Genomic DNA, 25,902 nt, shown 5'->3' with positions numbered 1-25,902 from the left:
GGTGAGCTGAATTTCACTATTCGGCATTCGGCGTCATTAATCGTATCGATTATGCACGTCGATGGCCTTAATGAGAATGATTCAACCAGATGTCTGATCTGGATATTTCAGTCTATCGGGTATGGATGAACACTCCATGTCCCGCACCACATTATTCTCTTCCAAAGCATTATTTTTAAGAGCGTGATATTCATATCGCAACCGATTGCGATACGCAAAAAATCACGTTTTCTGCTTGAATTAGCGTCATCGGCGCGTATAATCGCCGACAATTTGCCGGAGGGGTTATGCGCTATTGCATTAATAAAATCGCTGCTGATGTTGGTACTCAACCACAACTGCCATCCGGCAGGGAGCCAGCGTTTTCCTTTCCGTTACTTAACCGATTATTTAAAAAGCCCCTCTGTTGAGGGGCTTTTTTTTGCCTGTTATACCGAATCGTTCCGTGTTTGCCGGGCCAACCGTGAGGAGAAAAACAAAAATGGTCAATCCGCTTTATCAAAAACACATCATTTCGATTAACGACCTCAGCCGGGAGGATTTAGCGTTAGCCTTGCGGGTTGCCGCAAGCCTGAAAGCCAAACCTCAGCCTGAACTGTTAAAACACAAAGTCATTGCCAGCTGTTTTTTTGAAGCCTCAACGCGAACACGTTTATCCTTCGAGACCGCGATGCATCGGTTGGGGGCTTCCGTGGTCGGCTTTGCCGACAGTAACAACACATCGCTGGGAAAAAAAGGCGAGACATTAGCAGATACGATCTCCGTCATTAGCCAATATGTTGATGCCATCGTGATGCGTCATCCACAAGAAGGCGCATCACGACTGGCAACCGAATTCTCTGGCGGAATTCCGGTCCTGAATGCAGGCGATGGTGCTAATCAGCACCCAACGCAAACACTGCTTGACCTCTTCACCATCCAGGAAACGCAGGGCCGTCTGAACAACATCAACATCGCCATGGTGGGTGACTTGAAATACGGCAGGACGGTACATTCTCTGACACAGGCGTTGGCGAAATTCGATGGCAACCGTTTCTACTTTATCGCCCCGGACGCGCTGGCCATGCCGGATTACATCCTGAGCATGCTGGAAGAAAAAAACATCACGTACAGCCTGCATACCAGCATTGATGACGTCGTTGCGGATCTGGATATCCTTTATATGACACGGGTGCAAAAAGAACGTTTGGACCCATCAGAATACATCAATATCAAGTCACAATTTATTCTGCGGGCGAGCGACTTACAAAATGCGTGTGATAACCTGAAAGTCCTGCATCCTCTGCCTCGAGTAGACGAAATCACCACAGATGTCGATGCAACGCCTTACGCTTATTACTTCCAACAGGCAGGCAATGGGATTTACGCACGTCAGGCACTGCTGGCGCTGGTACTGAATAGCGAACTGGTTCTGTGAGATCCGGTGAGGAAAGAAGAGAGAGGAATAGCCATGACGCATGATAATAAATTACAAGTAGAAGCCATCAAGTGTGGCACCGTAATCGACCACATTCCCGCTCAGGTTGGTTTTAAACTGTTGACACTGTTCAAACTCACCGCCACCGACCAACGTATCACGATTGGCCTTAATTTGCCCTCAAACCATCTTGGGCGAAAAGATTTGATAAAAATAGAAAACGTCTTTCTAACTGAGCAACAGGCAAACCAACTGGCCATGTACGCACCACAAGCTACCGTCAACCAGATTGAAAACTATGATGTGGTACGCAAACTGGTGCCAACTCTGCCGGAACGCATTGATGGCGTACTCACCTGCCCCAACAGCAATTGCATCAGCCGGAGCGAGCCTGTGTCCTCCTCGTTCAGCGTGAAACAACGCGAAGGAGAAGTTCACCTCAAATGTAAATACTGCGAGAAAGAATTCGAGCGCAAGGCCGTACTACAAGATCGCTAAGCACACCGGTTACATTTATAACATTACCATTATAAAAACATTCCCCTGCTCAAGAACATTGCTTGACGCAGGGCTTTTTTGAATAATGACTGCGTTAGGTCCCTTTTACCGCTTCATCAGGAGATACCATGTCACGTATTATCAGTACAGAACACGCTCCTGCTGCCATTGGCCCCTATGTACAAGGCGTCGATCTCGGTAGCATGATCATCACATCCGGTCAGATCCCGGTAAACCCGAAAAGTGGTTTAGTTGCCGATAATATTACGGCACAAACACGTCAGTCTCTGGAAAACGTTCAAGCCATTGTGGAAGCCGCAGGCCTGAAAGTTGCCGATATCGTCAAAACCACGGTTTTCGTGAAAGATCTGCACGATTTCACGCTCGTCAACACCGCCTATGAAGCCTTCTTCAACGAGCACGAAGCGCCGTTCCCTGCACGCTCTTGCGTTGAGGTCGCACGCTTGCCGAAAGACGTTAAAATCGAGATTGAAGCGATTGCCGTTCGCCGCTAATGCTTAACGCTGTTCATAACAGGGCGCACTCTATTGAGAGCGCCTTTTCTTTATGCCGATTTGGCACGATGACCACACATTCACGGTCATCACCATAAAAAAACGCAGCCATACATTTCAGATATTTCTGCCTTTCCCCTATTTGGGGACGATAAAAATACGCCAAAAAACGCCGACGCCACGCGTGGCAAGTCTTTGCCAATGCCACACTTTTTGTGGTTGTTTTTTATACAAGCACGATTTATCTACGACGCCAAAATTTCTTTGCTCTATATCAATTTTACGGTGATAAAACCGCATCCCCTTCTATGCAGTTTCAATATATAGTGTCTATCCTATAAACATGACCCACATGTAGTGTTTATCCACAATATCATCCACAGGACACGCAGCCCTTGTGAGCTGTGGTTTTCGCCTGTGGATAACGTTGACAGAGGAATGAAACGTGAAACCAGTAGTGATTAAACGGGACGGTTGCCAGGTGCCTTTTGATGAAGTGCGTATCAAAGAGGCAGTCGAACGCGCGGCGCATGCAGCCGGTGTCAATGATGCAGATTACTGCGCAACTGTGGCCTGTGCGGTCGCTCAACAAATGCAGGGCAAATCACGAGTGGATATCCGTGAAATCCAGGATTCTGTCGAAAACCTGCTCATGTCCGGCAACTATAAGCAATTAGCGCGGACCTACATTGAATATCGTCACGATCGTGACGTCGCTCGCGAACGTCAGGGGCGGTTGAATCAGGAAATTCGTGGTCTGGTCGAGCAAAGCAATGTGGCGCTGCTGAACGAAAACGCGAACAAAGACAGCAAAGTGATCCCTACCCAACGTGATTTGTTGGCCGGTATTGTCGCAAAGCACTATGCCAAACAGTACATTCTGCCACGCGATGTCGTGTTGGCTCATGAACGCGGCGAGATCCACTATCACGATTTGGACTACTCTCCTTTCTTCCCGATGTTCAACTGCATGCTGATCGATCTGGATGGCATGTTGACTAATGGGTTCAAGATGGGGAATGCGGAAATCGAACCGCCAAAATCGATTTCAACGGCCACAGCCGTCACCGCTCAAATCATCGCTCAGGTTGCCAGCCATATTTATGGTGGTACTACGATTAACCGTATCGATGAAATACTGGCACCATTCGTTGCCGCCAGCCACGCCAAACACATATCAGTGGCGAAAGAGTGGAACATTCCTGACGCTGACAACTATGCCCTCACCCGTACGGAAAAAGAGTGCTACGACGCCTTCCAGTCGCTGGAGTATGAAGTCAACACGTTACACACAGCCAACGGCCAAACGCCATTTGTCACCTTTGGTTTCGGGTTGGGCACAAGTTGGGAATCACGCCTGATTCAGGAATCCATTCTGCGTAATCGTATCGCAGGGCTCGGGAAAAACCACAAAACAGCCGTTTTCCCCAAGCTGGTTTTTGCTATTCGTGACGGCCTGAACCATAAAGCTGGCGATCCCAATTACGACATTAAACAACTGGCATTGGAATGTGCCAGTAAACGCATGTATCCCGATATCCTGAATTACGATCAGGTGGTTGAAGTTACCGGTTCATTTAAAACCCCTATGGGCTGCCGTAGTTTCCTCGGTGTGTATGAAGAGAATGGCAAACAAATCCACGATGGCCGCAACAATTTAGGCGTCATCAGCCTCAACCTGCCACGCATCGCACTGGAAGCGAACGGTGATGAGGTCCGTTTCTGGACGCTATTCGACCAACGTCTGGCTCTGGCGAAAAAAGCGCTGATGACGCGTATCGCACGGCTTGAAAATGTAAAAGCCCGCGTCGCGCCAATCCTTTACATGGAAGGGGCATGCGGAGTCCGTCTTAACGCAGACGATAACGTCGCCGACATCTTCAAAAATGGCCGAGCGTCTATCTCTCTGGGCTACATCGGCATTCACGAAACCATCAATGCGCTATTTGGTACGAAAGAGCACGTTTTCGACAATGAAACACTACGAGCAAAAGCGGTGGCTATCGTAGCGCGTATGAAAACAGCGACCGAACAGTGGAAAGAAGAAACGGGCTACGGCTTCAGCCTGTACAGTACGCCGAGTGAAAACTTGTGCGATCGTTTCTGTCGTCTGGATACTGCTGAATTCGGCGTTGTACCAGGTGTGACCGACAAAGGCTACTACACCAACAGTTTCCATTTGGATGTCGAGAAGAAGGTTAACCCTTACGAGAAGGTTGATTTTGAAGCGCCTTATCCACCTCTGGCAAACGGTGGATTCATTTGCTACGGCGAATACCCGAACCTGCAACATAACCTGAAAGCGCTGGAAGATGTCTGGGATTATAGTTATACCCGCGTTCCCTACTATGGTACCAACACACCGATAGATGAATGCTACGAATGCGGCTTCACCGGTGAGTTTGAGTGTACCAGCAAGGGTTTCACCTGCCCTAAATGCGGTAATCATGATTCTACGCGCGTGTCCGTCATTCGCCGCGTTTGCGGGTATCTCGGTAGCCCAGACGCTCGTCCATTTAACGCAGGCAAACAGGAAGAAGTTAAACGCCGCATCAAACATTTAGGCAATGGGCAATTAGGTTGATCGACCGGAAAACACCGTCATCATTCTGAATTGGACGTCATCCCCGCCAAGGCGGGGATCGATAGATAACACATGATTATCGCAAAAACGCCAGCCTTCACAGAAATGACGAATATAGCGCGGCACTAAGCAACGATTTTTAACAGACTGAAGTCGGCTTCAATTCCTTCACATGGCTCTATCTGCATGAATTATCACCAATATTACCCCGTTGATGTCGTTAACGGTCCCGGAACACGTTGTACCCTGTTTGTTGCCGGATGCGTACATCAGTGCGTGGGGTGTTATAACAAAAGTACCTGGCGGCTTAATTCTGGGCAGCCGTTTACGCAGGAAATACAGGAGCGGATCATTACCGATCTCCAGGATACCGTGATCCCCAGGCAGGGGATTTCGCTATCCGGCGGTGATCCGCTCCATCCGCAAAACGTTCCTGACATTTTGCAACTGGTGACACGGATACGCACCGAATGTCCCGGCAAAGATATTTGGGTGTGGACCGGCTATAAACTGGATGAGCTGACAGCAGAGCAACAACAGGTCGTCGATCTGATCAACGTATTAGTTGACGGTAAATTTGTTCAGGATCTTAAAGATCCCTCACTGATCTGGCGAGGCAGTAGCAACCAGGTTATCCACTATTTACGTTAAGCCTTTTTACACCAGAGACGGTTGTTTCCCCAGTGTCCGCAGTTGATCAGACTCCAACACCGTGACGCTGGCTTTCGGCTCAGGTGAAAATGCCTGATTGAGTAACGCCTGGGCCACGGTTTTCCCTTCAATTGCCCGCCACCTTGCGGGAAATAAGCGAAAAAGTGGCGCGGACAGACTTTCCAAAGGTCGACGCTCTGTCCTTTCGCCTAATAACATTGACGGTTGTGCCAACGTAAGGTGTTGCCACCCCTGCTGACGCAGAGATTTTTCTGCTTCTCCTTTCACGCGGGAATAAAAGAAAGGCGAAGCGGTATTTGCACTCAGAGCGCTGACCGCTAACAGATGTTTCGCCCCCAACGCGAGCGCCGCTTTCGAAGCTTCCACCACGAGCGTGTAATCCACGTAACGAAACGCTTTTTTACTTCCCGCCGTTTTAAGCGTCGATCCCAGACAGCAAAAAGCGATATCAACTGGAGAGATCAACTGGGAAATCGCCACTGAAAGATCGGCATGATGTGGGTTCACCAACTTTTCAGAGGGAGGCAATGGCTTACGAGTAGGTGCGTAAATCGTTTCAACCCGGTGATTAGCTTTCAATAGCTGTAACAGCTCATTTCCCACCAACCCCGTTGCACCTAATAGCAATACCCGGCTCATACTCACTCCTCTGATTATCTCTCTTTTAACGTCACAACGCTGATTCAGTGCGTTGCCAATGGCGTTTCGTTCCAAAACCCAGGGTGTTGTCGGTCATTTTCAGTTCGGTCAGGCGTAAACGCCAAACGGGGGCATTAACCGCACGAGCGACTGGAAAACGAGCGTGATAACACGCTCTCGCCCGCTGTTCTTCTTCCCCCTGCAACAGTTCGGCCTGCGCCCGAAATTGCACCCCTTTAATCAAAACGACGCTTTTCGGCTGGCCGCTGACGGTTCCGGCAACCTGAGATTGGCGCAGCATCAACTCACCATGACGCGTATGTGATTCAGTCATCAGGTAAAAGGCCACCTGTTGTTCGTCATAAGTATAGAAGCAACTCGCACACCATAAATCCGAATTATCCGCTACGCATACGGTCAGTACGTGTAGCTTCTTCAGATAACGGGAGATGGCATCAAGCGCATTATCAGTTCCCATCGGTTCTCCTGACACCTCAATACGTTCAATAAATCCATACAAAAAGAAGCGTCTTACCTGCGCTTATTCACGTTATCGACGCATATCACGGCTTTGCTCGACGGGTCTTTTTCGTCGACGCCCCCTTTTTGCTCGCCGGAGAACGGTCTGAAACGTCTTTTTTCCCAGAGGGTTGACTGCTAACGGCGGATGCAGTGAATCTCGTCATTGCCGGGCGAACCGCGCGGCCTTTACCTTTGCTACTTGCACCGCGAGCATCGTTCCGTTCCCCTGGCACCTCTGCTGGTATCAGACAATCCGGTCGATTTCCAATCAACCGTTTCATCCCCATCGCGGACAATGCATCACGAATCAACGGCCAGTTCGCCGGATCATGATAACGAAGCAACGCTTTATGCAACCGACGCTGGCGTTCACCCCGCGGTACCACGACATCTTCGCTTTTGTAATCCACCTTCCCCAGCGGGTTCTTACCGGTGTAATACATTGTCGTGGCATTCGCCAAAGGGGAAGGATAAAAATTTTGCACCTGATCCAGTCGGAAACGGTTCGCTTTCAGCCACAGCGCCAAATTAACCATGTCTTCGTCCCGAGTTCCGGGATGCGCCGAAATAAAATAGGGTATGAGATATTGCTGCTTTCCCGCCTGCTTTGAATAGGTATCAAAAAGTTGTTTAAAACGATGATAACTGCCCATCCCTGGCTTCATCATTTTCGACAACGGCCCCGCCTCCGTATGCTCAGGGGCGATTTTTAAATACCCGCCCACATGGTGTTCGGCCAATTCTTTGATATAACGAGGATCTTCAACGGCTAAATCATAGCGAACGCCGGAAGCGATGAGGATTTTCTTAATCCCTTTCAGGCTGCGAGCACGCCGATACAATTGGATCGTGGGCTCATGGTTGGTATCCATGTGAGCACAGATCTCAGGATAGACACAGGAAGCTCGTCGACAACTTTGCTCCGCACGCGGCGACTGGCAACGCAACATATACATATTCGCCGTCGGGCCACCCAAGTCGGAGATAACACCGGTAAACCCCGGCACACTATCGCGGATCTCTTCGATCTCTTTGACAATCGACGCTTCAGAACGGCTCTGGATGATCCGCCCTTCATGTTCAGTGATCGAACAAAACGAACAACCGCCATAGCACCCGCGCATTATATTGACGGAAAAGCGGATCATGTCATAAGCCGGGATCACGGCTTTACCGTAGGAAGGGTGAGGAACACGCTGAAACGGAAGGGCAAACACCGCGTCCATTTCTTCGGTTGACAGGGGGATCGCCGGGGGATTAATCCAGACATAACGATCGCCATGCTTTTGCATCAGCGCCCGGGCACAACCTGGGTTCGTTTCATGGTGCAATATTCGTGATGTATGGGCATACATCACCTTATCGCCCTTCACTTTTTCAAACGATGGCAGCAGCACGTAGGTTTTTTCCCACGGCTTAGGCCTGGGAGCGCGTACCGTAATCGGTTGGGGCGCATCGGGTGCAGGCAGTTCACCTTCCGAACAAGGTAAATCCTCACCATAGGGGTTCATAATGGGTTCAATACGACCCGGTTTATCGAGCCGGGTTGAATCCACACCGGTCCAGCCAACCAATGCCGTTTTACGCATCACCGCCGTATTACGCACATCAAGGATATGGTCGATCGGTTCACCCGCGGCCAAACGATGAGCGACTTCAACCAGCGGGCGTTCCCCATTACCGTACACCAGCATATCCGCTTTGGCGTCCACCAATACGGAACGCCGTACGGTATCAGACCAGTAATCATAATGCGCGATGCGGCGCAGACTGGCCTCTATTCCGCCCAAAATAACCGGCACATCGCTAAACGCCTCTTTACAGCGTTGGCTATACACTAGCGTCGCCCGATCCGGCCTTTTCCCACCGACATTGCCGGGAGTATAAGCATCATCATGGCGTAATTTCCGATCTGCCGTGTAACGGTTAATCATCGAATCCATATTTCCGGCAGTGATGCCAAAAAATAGGTTAGGTTTGCCAAGACGCATAAAATCGTTTTTCGACGTCCAGTCAGGCTGTGAGATGATTCCGACCCGAAACCCCTGAGCTTCCAGCATCCTACCGATAATCGCCATACCAAAACTGGGGTGATCAACATACGCATCCCCCGTGACCACGATGACATCGCAACTGTCCCAGCCCAATTGCTCCATCTCTTCCCGTGACATCGGAAAGAACGGCGCGGTGCCATAGCACTCGGCCCAATAACGTGGGTAAGAGAACAGGGTACGTTCAGGCTGAATCAAGCTGGTCGGCATAGCATTCTTCGTTATCAAAAATGGGGTTCATGCGCCTGATTAATATTTGATAATTGATTAATCAGGAAACAAAGGGCGAAGATTATACGTGGACAACACTAACGCTGCTGATAAGAGTGTCTCAGATATGCGAAGGATCAAGTTTTATCTGGCGTTTATGGGGTAACCCGACAAGGCCACAATCTCAGGCTACCGCATCCAAACGGTCATTACGCAACAGAGGCATTATCCTCAATATCACACCGCTGACTAACTCTCGGTTAAGGACGGCGTACTTTTTTCTTGTTCAACGGTCGCGGGGACGATTTTGTCTTTTTTCTTTTCCACATGAACCAATTTTTTCTGATCCGGAGCCTGTGGATTTAACGGGTTTGATTGACCCGTGAAGAGCCCCCCTTTCTCAATGGAAAGTTCATCCGAGAAAATATCACCGATCACTTTTCCCTGAGCCAAAATTGCGACAGCACTCGCGACAATACGCCCCTCGACATGGCCGTTAATGGTAATTTGCTGGGATTTCATTTCGCCTTTTACCTGACCGGAATGTTCCACTTTGATGGTATCGTCACATTGAATATCTCCGTCAACCTGACCCTCAACGGTAATATTGCCATCAACCGTCAGCCGACCTGTTAATTGAGCGCCCAAAGAAATAAACGTGTCTTTTTTGACACGTACAGGGCTGATTGAATTGACCACTTCAGGCAAATTGCTTATTTCACTATTCTCTTGCACGGATGGTGCCGCTTTTTTACTTTTATCAAATGAAAACACAGGACTATTCCTTTTAAAGTGATAAAAAAATACGCCCAATGCCAGCCCGACCGTTCCCAGAATCGAGGCTAACATTGGTCCATTATTCTGAACAGGCACATCCAGGCAGATATCAATCAACCAGATAACCACCAGCAATGCCCATACCGCCCACAGGCCCCATAGTAGGTTATAATTACGCACGATCAGGACGCCGATTGAATTCAATTTCCAGAGTGGAAATATCAGGAATAGTAATACGAAGTGTTTTACGCCCCCCATCCAGGTAGCGTATGTCGATCTGAACATCAGCACGGTCACCAACATGCTGCTTAACCACAGCTTTTAATTCATCCAACATACTATCCAAGATTTTATGAGTCATCTCATCTCTCCTTCTTGGTATCTTCCTTGCGGCTGTCACGCTGCATCATTCAACGACATAGTTGGTATCGGGCAAAAACACATTTTATTTAGTCAGTCATGTCCAAAACTTCGACCTCATCTACTTTCCTTACTCAACGGTGCCATGTCAAAAAAATCTTTTTATCCATACACTTAACGCATTCAGATAACAGACGTGTTCTATCCGATCTATCACTTATTCTCTATCCGTTATCAAGACTATCGTCCCATGAAGATATTGCTTAGCTAAACCGATTCTTCTATTTTAGCAAACGGTCCAATTATCATTGATAAGAGTAACGTTATGGCAAACAGAGTTTGGGTTATGGGCGACGCGGTTGTCGATCTCATCCCGGAAGATACGGAACGCTATCTGAAATGCCCCGGCGGCGCACCGGCCAATGTCGCTGTCGGCATTGCCAGACTGGGGGGAAACAGCGCCTTTGTGGGGCGCGTCGGCGACGATGTTTTTGGCCATTTTTTAAAAACGGTGCTGGAACAGGAAAGCGTCGATACGCATCACATGGCGCATGATAAGCACCATAGGACCTCAACCGTGGTCGTGAGCCTTGATGCGGCGGGGGAACGCACGTTCACGTTTATGGTACGCCCGAGTGCTGACCTGTTTTTGCAACCGGAAGATCTGCCTACGTTCAATCAGAAAGAATGGCTGCACCTTTGCTCCATTGCGCTTTCTCAAGAACCTTCGCGCAGCACCGCATTTGAAGCAATGCGGCAGGTGAAAGCCGCGCGAGGCTGGGTCAGCTTCGACCCGAATATCCGTGACGATCTCTGGCAAAGCGAGCAGGAACTGCGCGACTGTCTGACACAAGCGCTGATGCTGGCTGATGTCGTGAAGCTATCACGTGAAGAACTGGCCTTTCTATGTTCAACATCGGACGTTGAAGCAGGAATTCAGCAGTTCATACAACGCTACCCCACCCAACTGCTGCTGGTGACGCTGGGCAGTGAAGGCGTTTGGCTGCACGATCGCCGCCAGCGACAGCACTTTGCTGCGCCGTTAGTGACACCAATCGACACCACGGGTGCTGGGGATGCCTTCGTCGCGGGTTTACTGCACGGCCTGGCGCAATATGACGATCTGTCACAGCCACTTAGCTGGGATCCGATTATCGCGCAGGCGCAGCGGTGTGGCGCACTCGCCACCACAGCAAAAGGCGCAATGACCGCACTCCCCTACGCTCAGCAATTGCACGCACTCCCTTAGCCAACCCTAATCCCTCCGTTTAATACGGTTACCGCCCGGTTTTGTCGTCAGGATCACAGTTACAGAATCGGGCGAGTGAAATTTCTTGCTAACCCTCCTGCTGGCTTTTATTTTTCTCATGAAAAACCGGTTTAGCAATTTAGCTAAACATGAGAAATCCAAAAACAATAAATCTCCTTCACGACGAGAACGAAAAAATGAAACCAAGCCACCTTGCTGTGACGATAGGATTATTACTCTCCTCCCCGTTTTATGTTTCCGCTGCCAACACAGATAGTATTGAAGCCCGCCTGAACGCCATGGAGCAGCGCTTACAACAGGCTGAAGCCCGTGCCCAAGCCGCCGAAGCCAGAGCTGACGCCGCAGAAAAGCAAACCCAACAGCTCGCCACCCGCACCACGCAAACCGAACAAAAAACCCAGCAGGTAGAACAGCGCACAACGGCGCTGGCTAAGCAAAAATCATTTGCAGATGGATTTGAATTCCACGGCTACGCGCGTTCCGGCCTGTCGATCAATAACTCCGCCACCAGTTCCAAAACCGATATCGGACCGGGTATGTCCCCTGCCGGCCAGACTGGCGGACATATCGGTCGCTTAGGCAATGAAGACGACACCTACGTCGAGCTCAAACTGGAGCACAAACAGAAGCTGGATAACGGTGCCACCACCCGCTTCAAGGTGATGATGGCGGACGGCCAGCGCAGCTATAACGACTGGACGGCGGCCACCAGCGACCTGAACATCCGCGAAGCCTTCGTCGAACTGGGTTCATTACCGACCTTCACTGGTGCCTTTAAGGACACCACGCTGTGGGCAGGTAAACGCTTCGATCGCGATAACTTCGACATTCACTGGCTGGACAGCGACGTGATCTTCCTCGCGGGCACTGGCGGCGGGATCTACGACGTGAAATGGGCGGAGAGTGCCAAGAGTAACTTCTCGCTGTATGGCCGCAGCCTCGGCGAAATTACCTCGCTGGATAACGACATCAAAAACTACGTCTTTACCGCCAACAACTACGTTGGACCCTTCCAGTTCATGCTGAGCGGATTAACGGCCAAGAATAACGATGTAAAAGCAAACACCGGTACAAGCCGTGATAACACCGTCGTCACCAATACCCATGCGGGCGATAAAGGTTATCACGCGATGGTGGCTTACCACGGTGACAGCTTCTACGGCTTGCGCGACGGGACATCGAAAACCGCGATCCTCTACGGTCACGGACTGGGCGGCGAAGTGAAAAACATCGGTGCCGATGGCAACCTGACCGACGATGCCAACACCTGGCGTTTTGCAACCTACGGTACAACGGCGCTGAACAAGACCTGGAACTTCGCGCCGTCCATTCTGGCGCAAACCAGCAAAGACCGTTACGTCAACGGCGATAGCTACGAATGGGTGACGTTTAATGCGCGCCTGATTCAGGAAATCACCGAAAACTTTGCACTGGCTTATGAAGGCAGCTATCAATACATGGACCTCGATCCGCGCGGTTATCGCAGCCTGAATCAGGTGAGCGGCGGTTTCTACAAGCTGACCTTCGCCCCGACATTCAAGGTCGGCGATATCGGCAACTTCTTTAGCCGTCCTGAACTGCGCGTGTTTGCCAGCTACATGGACTGGGATAAGCGACTGGATCACTACTCCAGTGAAGATACGTTTGGCTCCACCGGCTTTAAAGCAGGCGGCGAATGGAACTTCGGTATCCAGATGGAAACCTGGTTCTAACCTTTGCCCGGCTCTGGCGTCGATTACGCGCTAATCGACGCCAAAGAAACTGCATATCCGATTGAAAAGAGGAATAATATGGATATCAACAAAACTGCCGCCGCGCTCATTCCCCTTCTCGGCGGGAAAGAGAATATCGCCAGTGCTGCCCACTGCGCGACTCGCCTGCGTCTGGTACTGAATGACGACAATTTAGCTGACAAGAAAGCCATCGAGAACGTTGATGGCGTTAAAGGCTGTTTCCAGAACGCGGGACAAATGCAGATCATTTTCGGCACAGGTCTGGTCAACAAGGTATATGCCGAGTTCATCAAAGCGGCTGGCATCAGTGAATCGAGCAAATCCGAAGCGGCCTCTGTCGCCGCGAAAAAACTGAACCCATTGCAACGCCTTGCACGTCTGCTATCGAACATCTTCGTTCCTATCATGCCGGCGATTATCGCATCCGGTCTGTTGATGGGGCTGCTCGGCATGATCAAAACCTATGGCTGGGTCGATGCCAGTAGCGCAATTTTCGTGATGCTGGATATATTCAGCTCCGCTGCCTTTATTATCCTGCCAATCCTGATCGGTTTTACCGCCGCGCGGGAATTCGGCGGTAACCCCTATCTCGGTGCGACGCTGGGCGGCATCCTGACCCATCCGGCGCTGACCAACGCCTGGGGCGTCGCGGGCGGCTTCCAGACCATGCACTTTTTCGGCATGGACATCGCCATGATCGGCTATCAAGGCACCGTGTTTCCGGTACTGCTGGCCGTCTGGTTCATGAGCATTGTGGAAAAGCGTCTACGCAAGATCGTACCTGATGCGTTGGACATCATCGTTACCCCGTTCCTTACGGTCATCATTTCCGGTTTCGTCGCGATGCTGCTTATTGGCCCAGCGGGTCGTGCGTTAGGCGATGGCATTTCTTTCTTACTCAGCACCTTGATTGCTCACGCGGGCTGGCTGGCCGGTTTGCTATTTGGCGGCCTCTACTCTGTCATCGTGATCACCGGCGTACATCACAGCTTCCATGCCATTGAAGCCGGGCTGCTTGGCAACCCAAATATCGGCGTCAACTTCCTGCTGCCAATTTGGGCGATGGCGAACGTGGCACAGGGCGGCGCGTGTCTGGCGGTATACTTTAAAACGCGTGATGCCAAAACCCGAGCGATTGCCGTTCCTGCGGGACTCTCTTGTCTACTGGGCATCACAGAAGCGGCGATATTTGGTATCAACCTGCGCTTCATTAAACCGTTCCTGGCGGCATTGGCGGGCGGTGCGCTGGGTGGCGCGTGGGTCGTATTCAATCACGTTAATATGACGGCCGTTGGGCTGACGGGTTTTCCAGGTCTGGCCATTGTGCAAGGTGGATCGATGCTTAACTACCTGATTGGGATGTTGATTGCGTTCGGTGCCGCCTTTGTCATTTCCTTACTGCTGAAATACAAAACGGATAGCGAATAATGAAGGAAGTCCACTTACTAAAGCGCATGGCGCACGCCCTGATGTCAGGTCACTCTCGGAAACAGGAAGACCCGTATCGCCCGGAATGGCACCTGTCCCCGTGCGTGGGTCTGCTCAACGATCCAAACGGATTTATTCATCATAATGGGCGTTACCATCTGTTTTATCAGTGGAATCCTCTCTCCTGTGCCCATGGAGCAAAATTCTGGGGGCACTGGAGCTCCGCCGATCTGGTGAACTGGACGCATGAACCGGTCGCACTGGTGCCAAGTGAAAGCTATGAAAGCCACGGCTGCTACTCTGGCTCTGCCGTGGTCGATCAGGGCGCGATCATGCTGGTGTATACGGGTAATGTGAAATACGGCGACGGCTCACGTACCGCGTTTCAATGCCTCGCCCGTGAGAATCCTAACGGTGAATATGACAAACTGGGCGCAGTACTGACGCTCCCTGAGGGCTACACCGGACACGTTCGCGATCCGAAAGTCTGGCGTCATGATGACCGCTGGTACATGGTGCTCGGCGCACAAGATCTCGAACTGCAAGGGAAAGTGCTGCTCTACCGTTCTGACGATCTGCTGGCGTGGGAAAAGATCGGCGAGATCGCTGGTTCTCGTTTGGGCGGACTGGGTGATTTTGGCTACATGTGGGAATGCCCGGATCTGTTTCCGTTGGATGGCCAAGACGTCCTGATTTGTTGTCCGCAAGGTATTCCCGCCGAAGCAGAACGCTACCTGAATACCTTTCAGGCAGGCTATTTCATTGGATCACTCAATTACGACAACGGCACCTATCCGCATCAGGGCTTCCACGAACTGGATCTCGGCTTCGAGTTTTACGCCCCGCAAACCACGCTGAGCGAAGACGGGCGACGCCTGCTGTTCGGCTGGATGTCGATTCCCGACGATAATGAATTCTTTGAGCCGACGATCGAATACGGTTGGATCCACACTATGACCTGTCCGCGTGAACTCACGCTACATGGCGATCGTGTTTATCAACGCCCTGCACGTGAACTACAACAGTTACGCAGGCAACATTACGCCTGGCAAGGAACCGCAGACTACGCGTCTCCACTGCATGCCAGCAGCGCGGAAATTCTCATCACTGTGCAAGGGGAATTTCAGTTCAGCCTCGCCTCACAACTGGTTCTCTGCTGGGATGGGGAGCGTGTGACACTCAGCCGCCGCAATCGTCGCACCGGTGAACCCGTACATCGCTACTGGCGCGGTGACCTAAGCCAATTGCAGATATTGTGCGATCGATCCAGCATTGAAATTTTCATCAACGACGGCGAAGCCGTGATGTCTGCACGCTATTTTCCGGAAAACGAGGCAATCATGACGTTCAGCGGTTCTGGACGATTAACGCTACAACACTGGCTGTTAGCGTCATGCGTGATAGAATAACCTCCCTTTTTTCTGATAGCAGACCTCGCGGTGAAACCGACTAAACGCATAACAATCAGTGACATCGCCGCGCTGGCCGGTGTATCAAAATCCACCGCCAGTCTGGTACTTAACGGACGCAGTAAAGAGTTTCGCGTTTCTGATGAAACCCGCGATCGTATTTTAGCCGTCGCACATGAGCAACGTTATCAGCCCAGTATTCACGCACGTTCGCTGCGTTCCTCACGCAGCAACACGCTGGGGCTGGTGGTGCCGGAAATGACCAACTACGGGTTTGCCGTCATTTCCCGCGAGCTGGAAATGCTGTGCCGTGAAGCAGGGCTACAGCTGCTGATTGCCTGCACCGACGAAAATGCCAGTCAGGAGATGATGGCCGTTAACAGTCTGGTGCAGCGTCAGGTCGATGGTCTGATTGTCGCCTCCAGCCTGTTGAGCGATACCGAGTATCAGAAAATTAATCAGCAACTGCCCGTCATACAGTTTGACCGGGTGATTGGTGATTCCACGCTGCCGATGGTGATTTCCGAAGCGGTAGAATCCACAGCAGAAATGGTCGAACGTATCGCCCTCCAGCATCAGGAAGAATTCTATTTTATCGGTGGTCAATCACGCATTTCACCGACCCGCGATCGTCTGGCAGGTTTTCAACTGGGTTTGCAGCGTGCTGGTCTGGAATGCCGCCCAGAGTGGATCATTCATGGTAGTTACCATCCTAGCTCTGGTTATGAAATGTTTGCCCAACTGTGTGCAACCTTGGGGCGCCCACCGAAAGCGCTGTTCGTTGCCGCCTGTGGGTTGCTGGAAGGGGTTTTGCGTTATCTGAATCAGCATAACCTGATGGAAAGTGATATCCGCCTGTGTAGTTTTGACGATCACTATCTGTTTGATTGTTTACCGCTAAAGATCGATACCGTGGCACAGGATTGTGAAACGCTGGCACGTAGCAGCTTCGAAATGGTAACCAGCCTGATTGCACAGCAGCCGCTTGAAGAAGATCGGCGCTATATCCCGACGCGTATTCATTGGCGTCATCCCGACTCACGGGCATAAACCAAAACGGCTATTCGCTACAGTCCTCTCATTGCTGTAGCGTATCACCCGACCTCAGCTTGAATAAGGCATTTAACGACAACTCTGACGTGGCCACATAACCACCTGCACCACAACCAAAGAAAAGGAAATTTCACATGAACGTTCGCAATATCAAAACACCTGTCGGGCTGGCCGCACTCGTTGCCGCAGCCATAGGCTTAACAGCCTGTGAAGACAAGCCAGACGTCACCACCGAGCCAACCCAGTCGACGCCTGCCGCTGCCAGCACGGCACCTGCACCTGCACCTGCACCTGCACCTGAAGCAAAACCCCAGGTCGATGCTAACCAGAAGCTTAATCTCTACATTCAATGCTTCAATGCCACCCATGAACGCGCCCATAAAGCAATGGAACGATACGCATCCTGGGTTAAAGACATGAAGGTGGGCCCTACAGGTAAAGAGCGAGTCATTTACGGCGTCTACTCAATGTCAGAATCCAGCTTGAAAGACTGCGGGGAACCCCTTATCAAGGCAGCCCAAAGCGAGCCTGTCATGCCCGCGCTAGATACGGCTGCCAAGGACTACTCCGCAACAGTGACCACCTGGGGCCAGACATTACAGGAAGCCGATACTTACTACAGTCGCGAGAACTATAAAGATGACGCGATGGCACGCGGCAAAGCGATGCATGGCGACATCGTCAAACACTATGCGGCATTCAGCACGGCCAACCGCCAGTTCAATCAGGCTCTGGAAGAAGCCAACGACGAGCGCCAACTGATTCAATTGGCGGAAATCGAGAAGAGTGAAGGCCGCCAATTCAATTACTGGTATATGGCTACCATGCTCAGCGCCAAGCAGTTGGTAAATTTACTGACGCAAGATGATTTCAACGTCGACACGGCGACATCGCGGCTCAAGGCTTATGAAGACAACGCCGATGCGCTAATCGAGCTGGCCAAAAAGCCCGAAACCGCGAAACCCTCGACATGGTTGCTGATGAGTTCGCCATTAGAAAGCTATCGCATATCCGCCAAAGAACGCCTGCGCCGGGTGCGCGATAAGACCCCTTACAGCCAAAGTGAGCGCATGATGCTATCTAGCAGTTCCGGCTGGATGGTGGATGGCAGCGCCGAAAAGCTCATCAGAAACTACAACTCTCTGGTGGAAAGCAGTAACCGCATGCGCTGATTCACACCGTTAGCCTTCCCAACGGAATACAGCACTGAAGTCATATTGAATAAAAAAAGAATGCGGTTTGAATTTTCATCCCGCATTCCTTCTTAAAACATCACTCGTAATCGTTACTTAGCAGCGGTTTCCGCACCGACCAGCCCCACTTTGAGGTAGCCCGCTTTACGCAGTGAATCCATCACGCTCATGATGGTTTCATAATCCACGCTTTTATCCGCCTGAAAAAAGATAGTCGTTTCTTTGTTAGCGCTGGTTCTCGCATCCAGTACCTGAGCCAGAGACTGCTCGTTGACTACATCGTCTCCCAGAAACATTTGCTTATCTGCTTTTACCGTCAGGTAAACTGGTTTTTCCGGTCGCGGTTGAGGGACAGCGGAAGAGGCTGGCAAATCGACGCGAATATCCACCGTTGCTAACGGGGCGGCCACCATGAAGATGATTAGCAAGACCAGCATGACATCTATAAACGGTGTCACGTTGATATCATGCATCTCGCCATCATCACCTACATCATCGTTTAAATGCATTGCCATGACTTAACCCACCCGCAGTTTATGCGCAGAGGACGCCACCCGATTGTCATTGCTAGCAGCCACATCCAAATCTCGACTCAACAGCAACAGCACCTGAGCCGCGACATCGCCCACCAGCGCTTTATAACCAGCGATCCAACGAGCAAAGACGTTATAGATAACCACGGCAGGAATAGCGGCAACCAGACCAATTGCCGTCGCCAACAAGGCTTCCGCGATCCCTGGTGCGACAACAGCCAGATTGGTGGTTTGCGTTTGTGCGATACCGATGAAGCTGTTCATGATGCCCCACACCGTGCCAAACAACCCGACAAACGGCGCGACAGCCCCCACGGTTGCCAGGTAGCCATTTCCACGGCCCATGTGACGCCCAGTAGCCGCGACGCGACGTTCCAGACGAAACGCGGTGCGCTCTTTAATGCCGTTGTTGTCATCCGAACGTGCGGACAATTCCATTTCATTCTGTGCATCAACTAACAGTTGCTGAGCAACACTGCCCGCCTTGAAAGCATCGGCTGTTCCCGCTGCATCATCCAAGGTTCTGGCCTGTGCTAATGCCTGATACTCACGACGCAGACGGCGTTTGGCGCCCATTAACTCAACCGTTTTACTAAAGAAAATCGCCCAAGTGATCACGGAGGCTAGCAGAAGGCCAATCATTACCGTTTTCACAACAATATCAGCGTGCTGATACATACCCCAGACAGACAGATCCGTTCTCATCAAATTGTTGATACCAGGAGAAGCACGGTCAGGCAGAGACAATGGCGATGCGGCAACAGACGCATTCTCAACGGGAGCATTTCCAGCATCCGCGCCAAGCACCATTGCTGGTGCAGCTTGAACCGTTGTCGCACCTGAAGAGTCGCCAGAAATTGGGGCTGTTGCAGGGGCCGCAAACGCATTTCCACTTAGTCCTGCGCTAAAGAGCAGAGTAATCAGTATGCTACGGGAAAATGCGCTGAACGCACTACGTTTTGATTGCCAGGCTGATGACACCTGTTGAGTAATGTTACTGACAGCCGTATTCACGCTGTGCCTCCACCATTAATTCATCACTGTTGACGCTAGAAACCAGCCTGAAATAATATCAGACCCAGCGTTAATTGATAGTCGTTCTCATTATTATTTACACCAAACAATGCATTTTCATCGCGATGTTTCGCAGAAGTGTTACATCACGGTATTGAAATAAAACAATAAGGTATAAAAAATGTTATGAACTTCGACATTAAGGAATAACAGCGTAGACTTGCAGGTAAATAGTATCTGACGAATAAGTACCTGAGCGTTTTCAGAACCGCTTTCTATTATGTGATCAACATTAAGTTATCACACCATTTTCTACGATGAGATCAGAAGCTATCCGACAAGGACAGAAACACAACACAATACTAAAATTAAATAAAACATAAGGTTACGTCATTTCATTTCTGATATTTTTCGAAAATTTCATATAAAACAGCATTTCATATCACCTATAGCTTTTGTGATAAGTGTCATTATTCAAAGTTGTATAATAGGTTAGGTTATTCCCGAGAATTCAGAGGGTGTGCACCAAGACCGTCGCAAGACAAATTTATATACCCTAAATAATTCAAGTTTCAGGAAGGCGGCAAGCGAAGGAGTCCCGATGAGCTTACTCAAGTAAGTGATTCGGGTGACTGAACGCAGCCAACGCACATGCAACTTGAAGTATGACGGGTATAGACATCGTCCCATTCTCATAACAGCCCCTGGTCTGCTAACGGGAGCCTCTTTTTATTAGAACAATCATTTAAATAAGTTTTTTACCCTATCATTATTTCTGGAGATAACTCAATGAAGCTGTCGAAAACATTGGTAAGTCTTTGCCTGAGTTCTGCTGCATTATTTATGACACAAGCTGTTCAAGCACAACAAATTAAAGCCTCCGATGTTCACCCTGAAGGCTATCCAAACGTCGTTGCCGTGCAAAAAATGGGAGAAAAACTTAAAACTGCCACAAATGGCCGACTGGAAATAAAAACATTCCCCGGCGGTGTGCTCGGTGATGAGAAACAAATGATTGAACAAGCACAATTAGGTGCAATTGATATCATTCGCGTTTCCATGACACCCGTTGCGGCAATATTGCCAGAAATCGAAGTCTTTACTCTCCCCTATATTTTCCGCGATGAAGACCATTTACATAAAGTACTTGATGGAAAGATTGGGCAAGAAATTGGCGACAAAATTACGAACAACAGCAAATCTAAACTGGTCTTTCTCGGCTGGATGGATGCAGGCACACGCAACCTGATCACGAAAGCGCCGATTACCAAACCGGAAGATCTGCAAGGCATGAAGATCCGCGTCCAGACAAGCCAGGTAGCGCTCGCTACACTGAAAGCCATGGGAGCGAACTCAATTGCGATGGGCACCAGCGAAGTCTTCAGCGGTATGCAAACTGGCGTTATTGACGGCACGGAAAATAATCCACCAACTTATGTCGCTCATAACTATATGCCTGTCGCCAAGAACTTTACCTGGAGTCGCCACTTTATCATTCCTGAACTGTTCCTTTATTCCAAAGTTAAATGGGACAAACTGTCTAAAGAAGATCAAGACACTATCCTGAAACTTGCTAAAGAAGCACAGCTGGAACAACGCGCATTGTGGAATGAATACAATCAGCAATCATTAGATAAAATGAAAGCGGGCGGTGTTCAGTTCCATGAAGTAGATAATGATTATTATTTCAAAGCAACCCAATCCGTACGCGATCAATTTGGGGCTAAATATCAAGATCTGATCAAAGCCGTCGCTGACGTAAAATAACCAGCCTAAGTGCGGACAACGTTTATTAAATCTGTCCGCACTTCATCTTCATCAGGTAAAATAATAATGGCCAATGCATATATTTCAGCCATGGATGTATTATATAAAGTCGCCATGTGGGTATCAGGACTAGCGTTATTAATCATGACGCTTATTATTCCTATTGGCATATTCGCACGCTATGCATTAAATTCCGCATTATCCTGGCCAGAACCTATCTCGATTATCTGCATGGTGACATTTACTTTTGTCGGTGCAGCAGTCAGTTATCGTTCATGTTCACATATTGCCGTTAGCATGCTTACCGACCGCCTCCCTGATATAGGAAAGAAGGTATGCTCACATCTGACGAATATTCTGATGATGACCATCAGTGTCTTCATTCTGTATTACAGCGTCACGCTTTGCATAGAGCTATGGGAACAACCCGTCGCTGAATTTCCTTTATTGACCGCAGGTGAGAGTTATTTACCGCTACCGATTGGATCGCTGCTCACGTTGCTGTTTATCATCGAAAGAATATGTTTTGGCCCGCAGGATCAACGCCCTGTGGTGATGCTTGGCAATGCTTAATTTGGAGCCAATACCATGGACGCATTTATTTTAGTTGGTTCGCTAGCCATCCTACTAGCGGTTGGTGTCCCCGTGGCTTACGCCGTCGGGTTGAGCGCCATTGTCGGCGCGATTTGGATCGATTTACCACTCGAAGCCGTCATGATCCAGATCACCAATGGGGTAAACAAGTTTTCACTGCTGGCAATCCCCTTCTTTATTCTGGCTGGGGCCATTATGGCTGAGGGCGGCATAGCCCGTCGTTTAGTTAACTTTGCCTATATCTTTGTTGGCTTTATTCGAGGCGGGTTATCGCTGGTCAATATTGTCGCGTCTACTTTTTTCGGTGCCATCTCCGGTTCTTCCGTTGCCGACACCGCGTCGATCGGTTCAGTCATGATCCCTGAAATGGAGAAAAAAGGGTATCCTCGCGACTTTGCCGCCGCCGTTACCGCCAGCGGTTCGGTTCAGGCCATCCTGACACCGCCAAGCCACAACTCCGTCATTTATTCTCTGGCAACCGGGGGCACGGTCTCAATCGCGTCACTCTTTATTGCCGGGATCATGCCGGGTCTGTTGCTCAGTTTAACGATGATGGTGATGTGCGTCGGGTTTGCACACAAACGTGGTTATCCTAAAGGTGAGCGAGTGCCTTTCCGTCAGGCGCTGAAAATCTTCGTAGACACGCTTTGGGGATTGATGACTGTCGTCATCATTATGGGGGGGATTCTTTCTGGTATTTTTACCGCAACCGAGTCTGCCGCCATCGCCTGCCTGTGGTCGTTTTTCGTCACGATGTTTATCTATAAAGATTACAAATGGTCTGAACTGCCCAAACTGATGTATCGCACAGTGAAAACCGTGACGATTGTGATGATCCTAATTGGTTTTGCCGCCGCATTTGGGGCGATCATGACCTATATGCAGTTGCCAAGCCGTATCACCGAATTTTTTACCTCCATTTCGGATAATAAGTACGTCATTCTGATGTGGATTAACATCATGCTGCTATTGATTGGCACGTTGATGGATATGGCACCAATCATCTTGATCCTCACACCAGTTCTGCTGCCCGTCGCTGTTTCACTTGGCATCGATCCGGTACATTTCGGTATGATTATGCTCGTCAATCTTGGAATCGGCCTGATCACGCCACCCGTGGGTTCAGTACTTTTCGTTGCTAGTGCGGTCAGTAAACAGAAAATAGAGCAGGTAGTGAAAGCGATGTTGCCTTTCTACGCTGGACTCTTTTTTATACTGATGCTGGTCACTTATGTTCCGGCGATTTCTCTCTGGCTACCCAAACTCTTTGGCGTACATACCGGCTAATATCCGACAAAATACACCACCTCAAGCCCGCATTGACTGCGGGCTTTTACTCAAGCAATGATGCTCATCCTACCTTTCCTTGAAGAACTTTCATCTTCATCTAGCAGGAAGCCCCTTTTCAAAACGTAATAACAGCAACTCTGACCGTTTTTCTCTTCATCGGGAAAAGCGTATCCACGTGCCGTTTAAGGCGTGGTAACGTAGAAAGTATCAGATAGCACAGAAACTCTCGTTAATATCCGGTCATACAGGCGTTTGAATAACCCGGCGCGACCTGAACAGAAAAGGTGATATTGGTTATGACAAGCAAAAAAACGGCAACCGCATTAGTCGCCGCAGGACGCAGCAAAAAATTCACTCAGGGTGCGGTCAACCCTATTATTCAGCGCGCATCGTCACTGGTGTTTGATACCGTTCAGGATAAAAAACACGCTGCAATCAACCGGACAAAAGGCGCACTCTTTTACGGTCGTCGTGGTACGTTGACTCATTTCGCCTTTCAGGACGCGATGACAGAGTTGGAAAACGGTGCAGGTTGCGTGCTCTATCCTTGTGGTGCTGCGGCTATCGCCAATTCCATCCTTTCGTTTGTTTCGACAGGGGATCATGTTCTGGTGACAGGTTCCGCTTATGAACCCACCCAGGATTTCTGTAACACCGTGCTTCGCAAGATGAATATTGATACCACCTATTTCGATCCCTTAGTGGGGGCGGACATTAGCCACCTCATTCAGAAAAACACCAAGGTTGTTTTTCTGGAGTCTCCCGGTTCCATCACGATGGAAGTGCACGATGTCCCTGCCATCGTGAAAGCGGTACGCCATGCTAACCCGGATATCGTTATCATTATGGATAATACCTGGGCGGCTGGCATTCTGTTCAAGGCTCTGGAATTTGGCATTGATATCTCCGTGCAGTCTGGCACGAAATATATTGTCGGTCACTCCGATGCCATGCTAGGTACCGCCGTTGCCAACGAACGTTGTCTGGAACAACTGCGCGAACATTCTTATCTCATGGGGCAGATGGTCGATGCAGATACGGCCTACGTCGCCAGTCGAGGCTTACGTACGCTGGGCGTCCGTTTAAAACAACATCAGGAAAGCAGTATTCGCATCGCTAACTGGCTATCAGAACGCCCCGAAGTGGCGACGGTTAATCACCCGGCGCTGCCTGGTTGTAAAGGCCATGAATTCTATGTTCGAGATTTTTCAGGATGCAATGGGCTTTTTTCCTTTGTCCTGAAAACACGATTGAATAAAGACCAGTTAGCAAATTATCTGGATCATTTCGAACATTTCAGTATGGCCTATTCATGGGGCGGGTTTGAGTCGTTGATTCTGGCCAATCAGCCTGATGAGTTGGCATCTATCCGACCGGTCGCTGGCGTTGATTTTACCGGTACGTTAATTCGCTTACATATTGGACTTGAAGATTGTGAGGATCTGATTGAGGATCTAGCGGCTGGCTTTAACAGAATTCAGGAAGTGTGACGGTTATCAGCCCTTCGATATCCTGATTTCCAGCATGGGGAAAGGTAAAACGTGTATGATAGAAAGCGCGGCAATTCCTATTAAAAAGCCGCGTTATTTTACCCAGAACGTAGCATTTTGCCCTCTGTTGGTATCAGTAGAATCCTTGCCATCGGGTTCGGGCACGTGTCCTGTTTCTGTTTTTTTAGGACTTTAGACACCAGGCAGGAAAGAATATGGTTCATGAAATTATTCAGGCACTATGGCAACAAGATTTCAGTGCGCTGGCCGACCCCAACGTTATCTGGGTAATCTACGGCATTTTATTCACCACGTTATTTCTTGAAAATGGTTTATTGCCCGCCTCCTTTCTGCCCGGTGACAGCCTGCTATTACTGACTGGAGCCATGATCGCTAAAGGCGTCATGAGCTTTTTCCCGACAATGATCCTACTGACGGTGGCGGCCAGCCTCGGCTGTTGGTTCAGCTATCTGCAAGGGCGCTGGCTGGGGGATACCCGTCTGGTCAAAGGCTGGCTATTACAATTACCCGCCCACTATCATCAACGGGCTCACCATCTTTTCCATCGTCATGGGTTGGTCGCTTTATTGATCGGTCGCTTTCTGGCGTTTGTTCGTACGCTATTGCCGACCATGGCAGGCATTTCCGGGCTAAATAGCACTCGCTTCCAGATATTTAACTGGCTCAGCGGTTTCCTTTGGGTTGGCGGCATCGTGACGCTAGGCTACGCCCTAAGCCATATTCCGCTGGTGAAACGTTATGAAGATCAGGTAATGACCGCGCTGATCATTCTCCCGATGATTCTGTTGTTATGTGGGTTAGTCGGCATGGTCATCATGGTCTGGCGTAAGAAGCGAATGGCGGCTTAACTTACCGCCAACAA

23 protein-coding genes are annotated in these 25,902 nt (G+C 49.9%); 16 read left to right on the top strand and 7 right to left on the bottom strand.

Going from position 1 to position 25,902, the window contains the following annotated elements:
* The first annotated feature begins 481 nt into the window (after window positions 1–481).
* The 5 genes from pyrB to nrdG all read left to right on the top strand — a co-directional run bounded on the left by pyrB (window position 482) and on the right by nrdG (window position 5,665).
* Entirely contained in the window at window positions 482–1,417 is a 936-nt protein-coding gene (gene pyrB, locus ACKPVM_RS11350; protein WP_409309150.1) for an aspartate carbamoyltransferase, read from the top strand.
* A gap of 33 nt (window positions 1,418–1,450) precedes the next feature.
* Window positions 1,451–1,915 carry an aspartate carbamoyltransferase regulatory subunit gene (pyrI, locus tag ACKPVM_RS11345; protein ID WP_409309149.1) on the top strand — a complete coding sequence of 155 codons (465 nt, stop codon included), beginning with the start codon at window positions 1,451–1,453 and terminating at the stop codon, window positions 1,913–1,915.
* A 128-nt stretch (window positions 1,916–2,043) separates the two neighbouring features.
* Window positions 2,044–2,430 carry a 2-iminobutanoate/2-iminopropanoate deaminase gene (gene ridA, locus ACKPVM_RS11340; protein WP_409309148.1) on the top strand — a complete coding sequence of 129 codons (387 nt, stop codon included), beginning with the start codon at window positions 2,044–2,046 and terminating at the stop codon, window positions 2,428–2,430.
* Between the two features lie 445 nt (window positions 2,431–2,875).
* Window positions 2,876–5,014, top strand: a complete 2,139-nt coding sequence (nrdD, locus tag ACKPVM_RS11335; protein WP_409309147.1) for an anaerobic ribonucleoside-triphosphate reductase — start codon at window positions 2,876–2,878, stop codon at window positions 5,012–5,014.
* A 186-nt stretch (window positions 5,015–5,200) separates the two neighbouring features.
* Window positions 5,201–5,665, top strand: a complete 465-nt coding sequence (nrdG, locus tag ACKPVM_RS11330) for an anaerobic ribonucleoside-triphosphate reductase-activating protein (RefSeq protein ID WP_409309146.1) — start codon at window positions 5,201–5,203, stop codon at window positions 5,663–5,665.
* 6 nt (window positions 5,666–5,671) lie between these two features.
* Here the strand turns inward: nrdG and ACKPVM_RS11325 are convergent, their stop codons facing one another.
* From ACKPVM_RS11325 to ACKPVM_RS11305, 5 genes are all read right to left on the bottom strand, one after another.
* Window positions 5,672–6,325 (bottom strand): NAD(P)H-binding protein, encoded by a 654-nt coding sequence (locus tag ACKPVM_RS11325; RefSeq protein WP_409309145.1) that lies wholly within the window; start codon window positions 6,323–6,325, stop codon window positions 5,672–5,674.
* Between the two features lie 31 nt (window positions 6,326–6,356).
* Window positions 6,357–6,803, bottom strand: coding sequence for a YhbP family protein (locus ACKPVM_RS11320; RefSeq protein WP_409309144.1), 447 nt, complete (start codon window positions 6,801–6,803; stop codon window positions 6,357–6,359).
* 85 nt (window positions 6,804–6,888) lie between these two features.
* A complete protein-coding gene (locus tag ACKPVM_RS11315; protein WP_409309143.1) occupies window positions 6,889–9,108 on the bottom strand; it encodes a YgiQ family radical SAM protein in 2,220 nt (739 codons plus the stop codon).
* Window positions 9,109–9,357: 249 nt separating this feature from the next.
* On the bottom strand, window positions 9,358–10,065 hold the full coding sequence (locus ACKPVM_RS11310; protein WP_409309142.1) for a bactofilin family protein: 708 nt from the start codon (window positions 10,063–10,065) through the stop codon (window positions 9,358–9,360).
* Window positions 10,058–10,246: a hypothetical protein gene (locus tag ACKPVM_RS11305; RefSeq protein ID WP_409309141.1), complete on the bottom strand. Its 189-nt coding sequence runs from the start codon at window positions 10,244–10,246 to the stop codon at window positions 10,058–10,060. Before ACKPVM_RS11305 ends, ACKPVM_RS11310 begins: the two co-directional genes overlap by 8 nt.
* Window positions 10,247–10,570: 324 nt before the next feature.
* Between ACKPVM_RS11305 and cscK the strand changes: the two genes are divergently transcribed.
* From cscK to ACKPVM_RS11275, 6 genes are all read left to right on the top strand, one after another.
* Window positions 10,571–11,494 carry a fructokinase gene (cscK, locus tag ACKPVM_RS11300; protein WP_409309140.1) on the top strand — a complete coding sequence of 308 codons (924 nt, stop codon included), beginning with the start codon at window positions 10,571–10,573 and terminating at the stop codon, window positions 11,492–11,494.
* A gap of 197 nt (window positions 11,495–11,691) precedes the next feature.
* The gene (locus ACKPVM_RS11295; protein ID WP_409309209.1) at window positions 11,692–13,227 is read left to right on the top strand and encodes a carbohydrate porin; all 1,536 of its coding nucleotides are present in this window, start codon (window positions 11,692–11,694) and stop codon (window positions 13,225–13,227) included.
* A 78-nt stretch (window positions 13,228–13,305) separates the two neighbouring features.
* Window positions 13,306–14,676, top strand: coding sequence for a sucrose-specific PTS transporter subunit IIBC (locus tag ACKPVM_RS11290; RefSeq protein WP_409309139.1), 1,371 nt, complete (start codon window positions 13,306–13,308; stop codon window positions 14,674–14,676).
* The gene (locus ACKPVM_RS11285) at window positions 14,676–16,085 is read left to right on the top strand and encodes a glycoside hydrolase family 32 protein (RefSeq protein ID WP_409309138.1); all 1,410 of its coding nucleotides are present in this window, start codon (window positions 14,676–14,678) and stop codon (window positions 16,083–16,085) included. Before ACKPVM_RS11290 ends, ACKPVM_RS11285 begins: the two co-directional genes overlap by 1 nt.
* 30 nt (window positions 16,086–16,115) lie before the next feature.
* Window positions 16,116–17,135 (top strand): substrate-binding domain-containing protein, encoded by a 1,020-nt coding sequence (locus ACKPVM_RS11280; RefSeq protein WP_409309137.1) that lies wholly within the window; start codon window positions 16,116–16,118, stop codon window positions 17,133–17,135.
* 137 nt (window positions 17,136–17,272) lie between these two features.
* On the top strand, window positions 17,273–18,310 hold the full coding sequence (locus tag ACKPVM_RS11275; RefSeq protein ID WP_409309136.1) for a YiiG family protein: 1,038 nt from the start codon (window positions 17,273–17,275) through the stop codon (window positions 18,308–18,310).
* Between the two features lie 113 nt (window positions 18,311–18,423).
* Here the strand turns inward: ACKPVM_RS11275 and exbD are convergent, their stop codons facing one another.
* Both exbD and exbB read right to left on the bottom strand, forming a co-directional pair.
* Entirely contained in the window at window positions 18,424–18,846 is a 423-nt protein-coding gene (gene exbD / locus ACKPVM_RS11270; RefSeq protein WP_409309135.1) for a TonB system transport protein ExbD, read from the bottom strand.
* A gap of 3 nt (window positions 18,847–18,849) precedes the next feature.
* Window positions 18,850–19,878 carry a tol-pal system-associated acyl-CoA thioesterase gene (gene exbB, locus ACKPVM_RS11265; protein WP_409309134.1) on the bottom strand — a complete coding sequence of 343 codons (1,029 nt, stop codon included), beginning with the start codon at window positions 19,876–19,878 and terminating at the stop codon, window positions 18,850–18,852.
* 789 nt (window positions 19,879–20,667) lie between these two features.
* Here exbB and ACKPVM_RS11260 point away from each other — a divergent pair.
* From ACKPVM_RS11260 to ACKPVM_RS11240, 5 genes are all read left to right on the top strand, one after another.
* A complete protein-coding gene (locus tag ACKPVM_RS11260) occupies window positions 20,668–21,645 on the top strand; it encodes a TRAP transporter substrate-binding protein (RefSeq protein WP_409309133.1) in 978 nt (325 codons plus the stop codon).
* Window positions 21,646–21,711: 66 nt separating this feature from the next.
* Window positions 21,712–22,218 (top strand): TRAP transporter small permease, encoded by a 507-nt coding sequence (locus ACKPVM_RS11255; RefSeq protein ID WP_409309132.1) that lies wholly within the window; start codon window positions 21,712–21,714, stop codon window positions 22,216–22,218.
* Window positions 22,219–22,233: 15 nt separating this feature from the next.
* The gene (locus ACKPVM_RS11250; protein ID WP_409309131.1) at window positions 22,234–23,526 is read left to right on the top strand and encodes a TRAP transporter large permease; all 1,293 of its coding nucleotides are present in this window, start codon (window positions 22,234–22,236) and stop codon (window positions 23,524–23,526) included.
* Between the two features lie 299 nt (window positions 23,527–23,825).
* Window positions 23,826–25,019 (top strand): cystathionine beta-lyase, encoded by a 1,194-nt coding sequence (gene metC / locus ACKPVM_RS11245; RefSeq protein ID WP_409309130.1) that lies wholly within the window; start codon window positions 23,826–23,828, stop codon window positions 25,017–25,019.
* 215 nt (window positions 25,020–25,234) lie between these two features.
* Window positions 25,235–25,888, top strand: coding sequence for a DedA family protein (locus ACKPVM_RS11240; RefSeq protein WP_409309129.1), 654 nt, complete (start codon window positions 25,235–25,237; stop codon window positions 25,886–25,888).
* Window positions 25,889–25,902: the final 14 nt, after the last annotated feature.

It is taken from the genome of Pectobacterium hainanensis (genome assembly GCF_046237015.1).
Lineage (GTDB): Bacteria > Pseudomonadota > Gammaproteobacteria > Enterobacterales > Enterobacteriaceae > JBJYIN01.
Note: the sequence above shows the minus strand (reverse complement) of the source record. Positions and strands in the feature narration are given on the sequence as shown.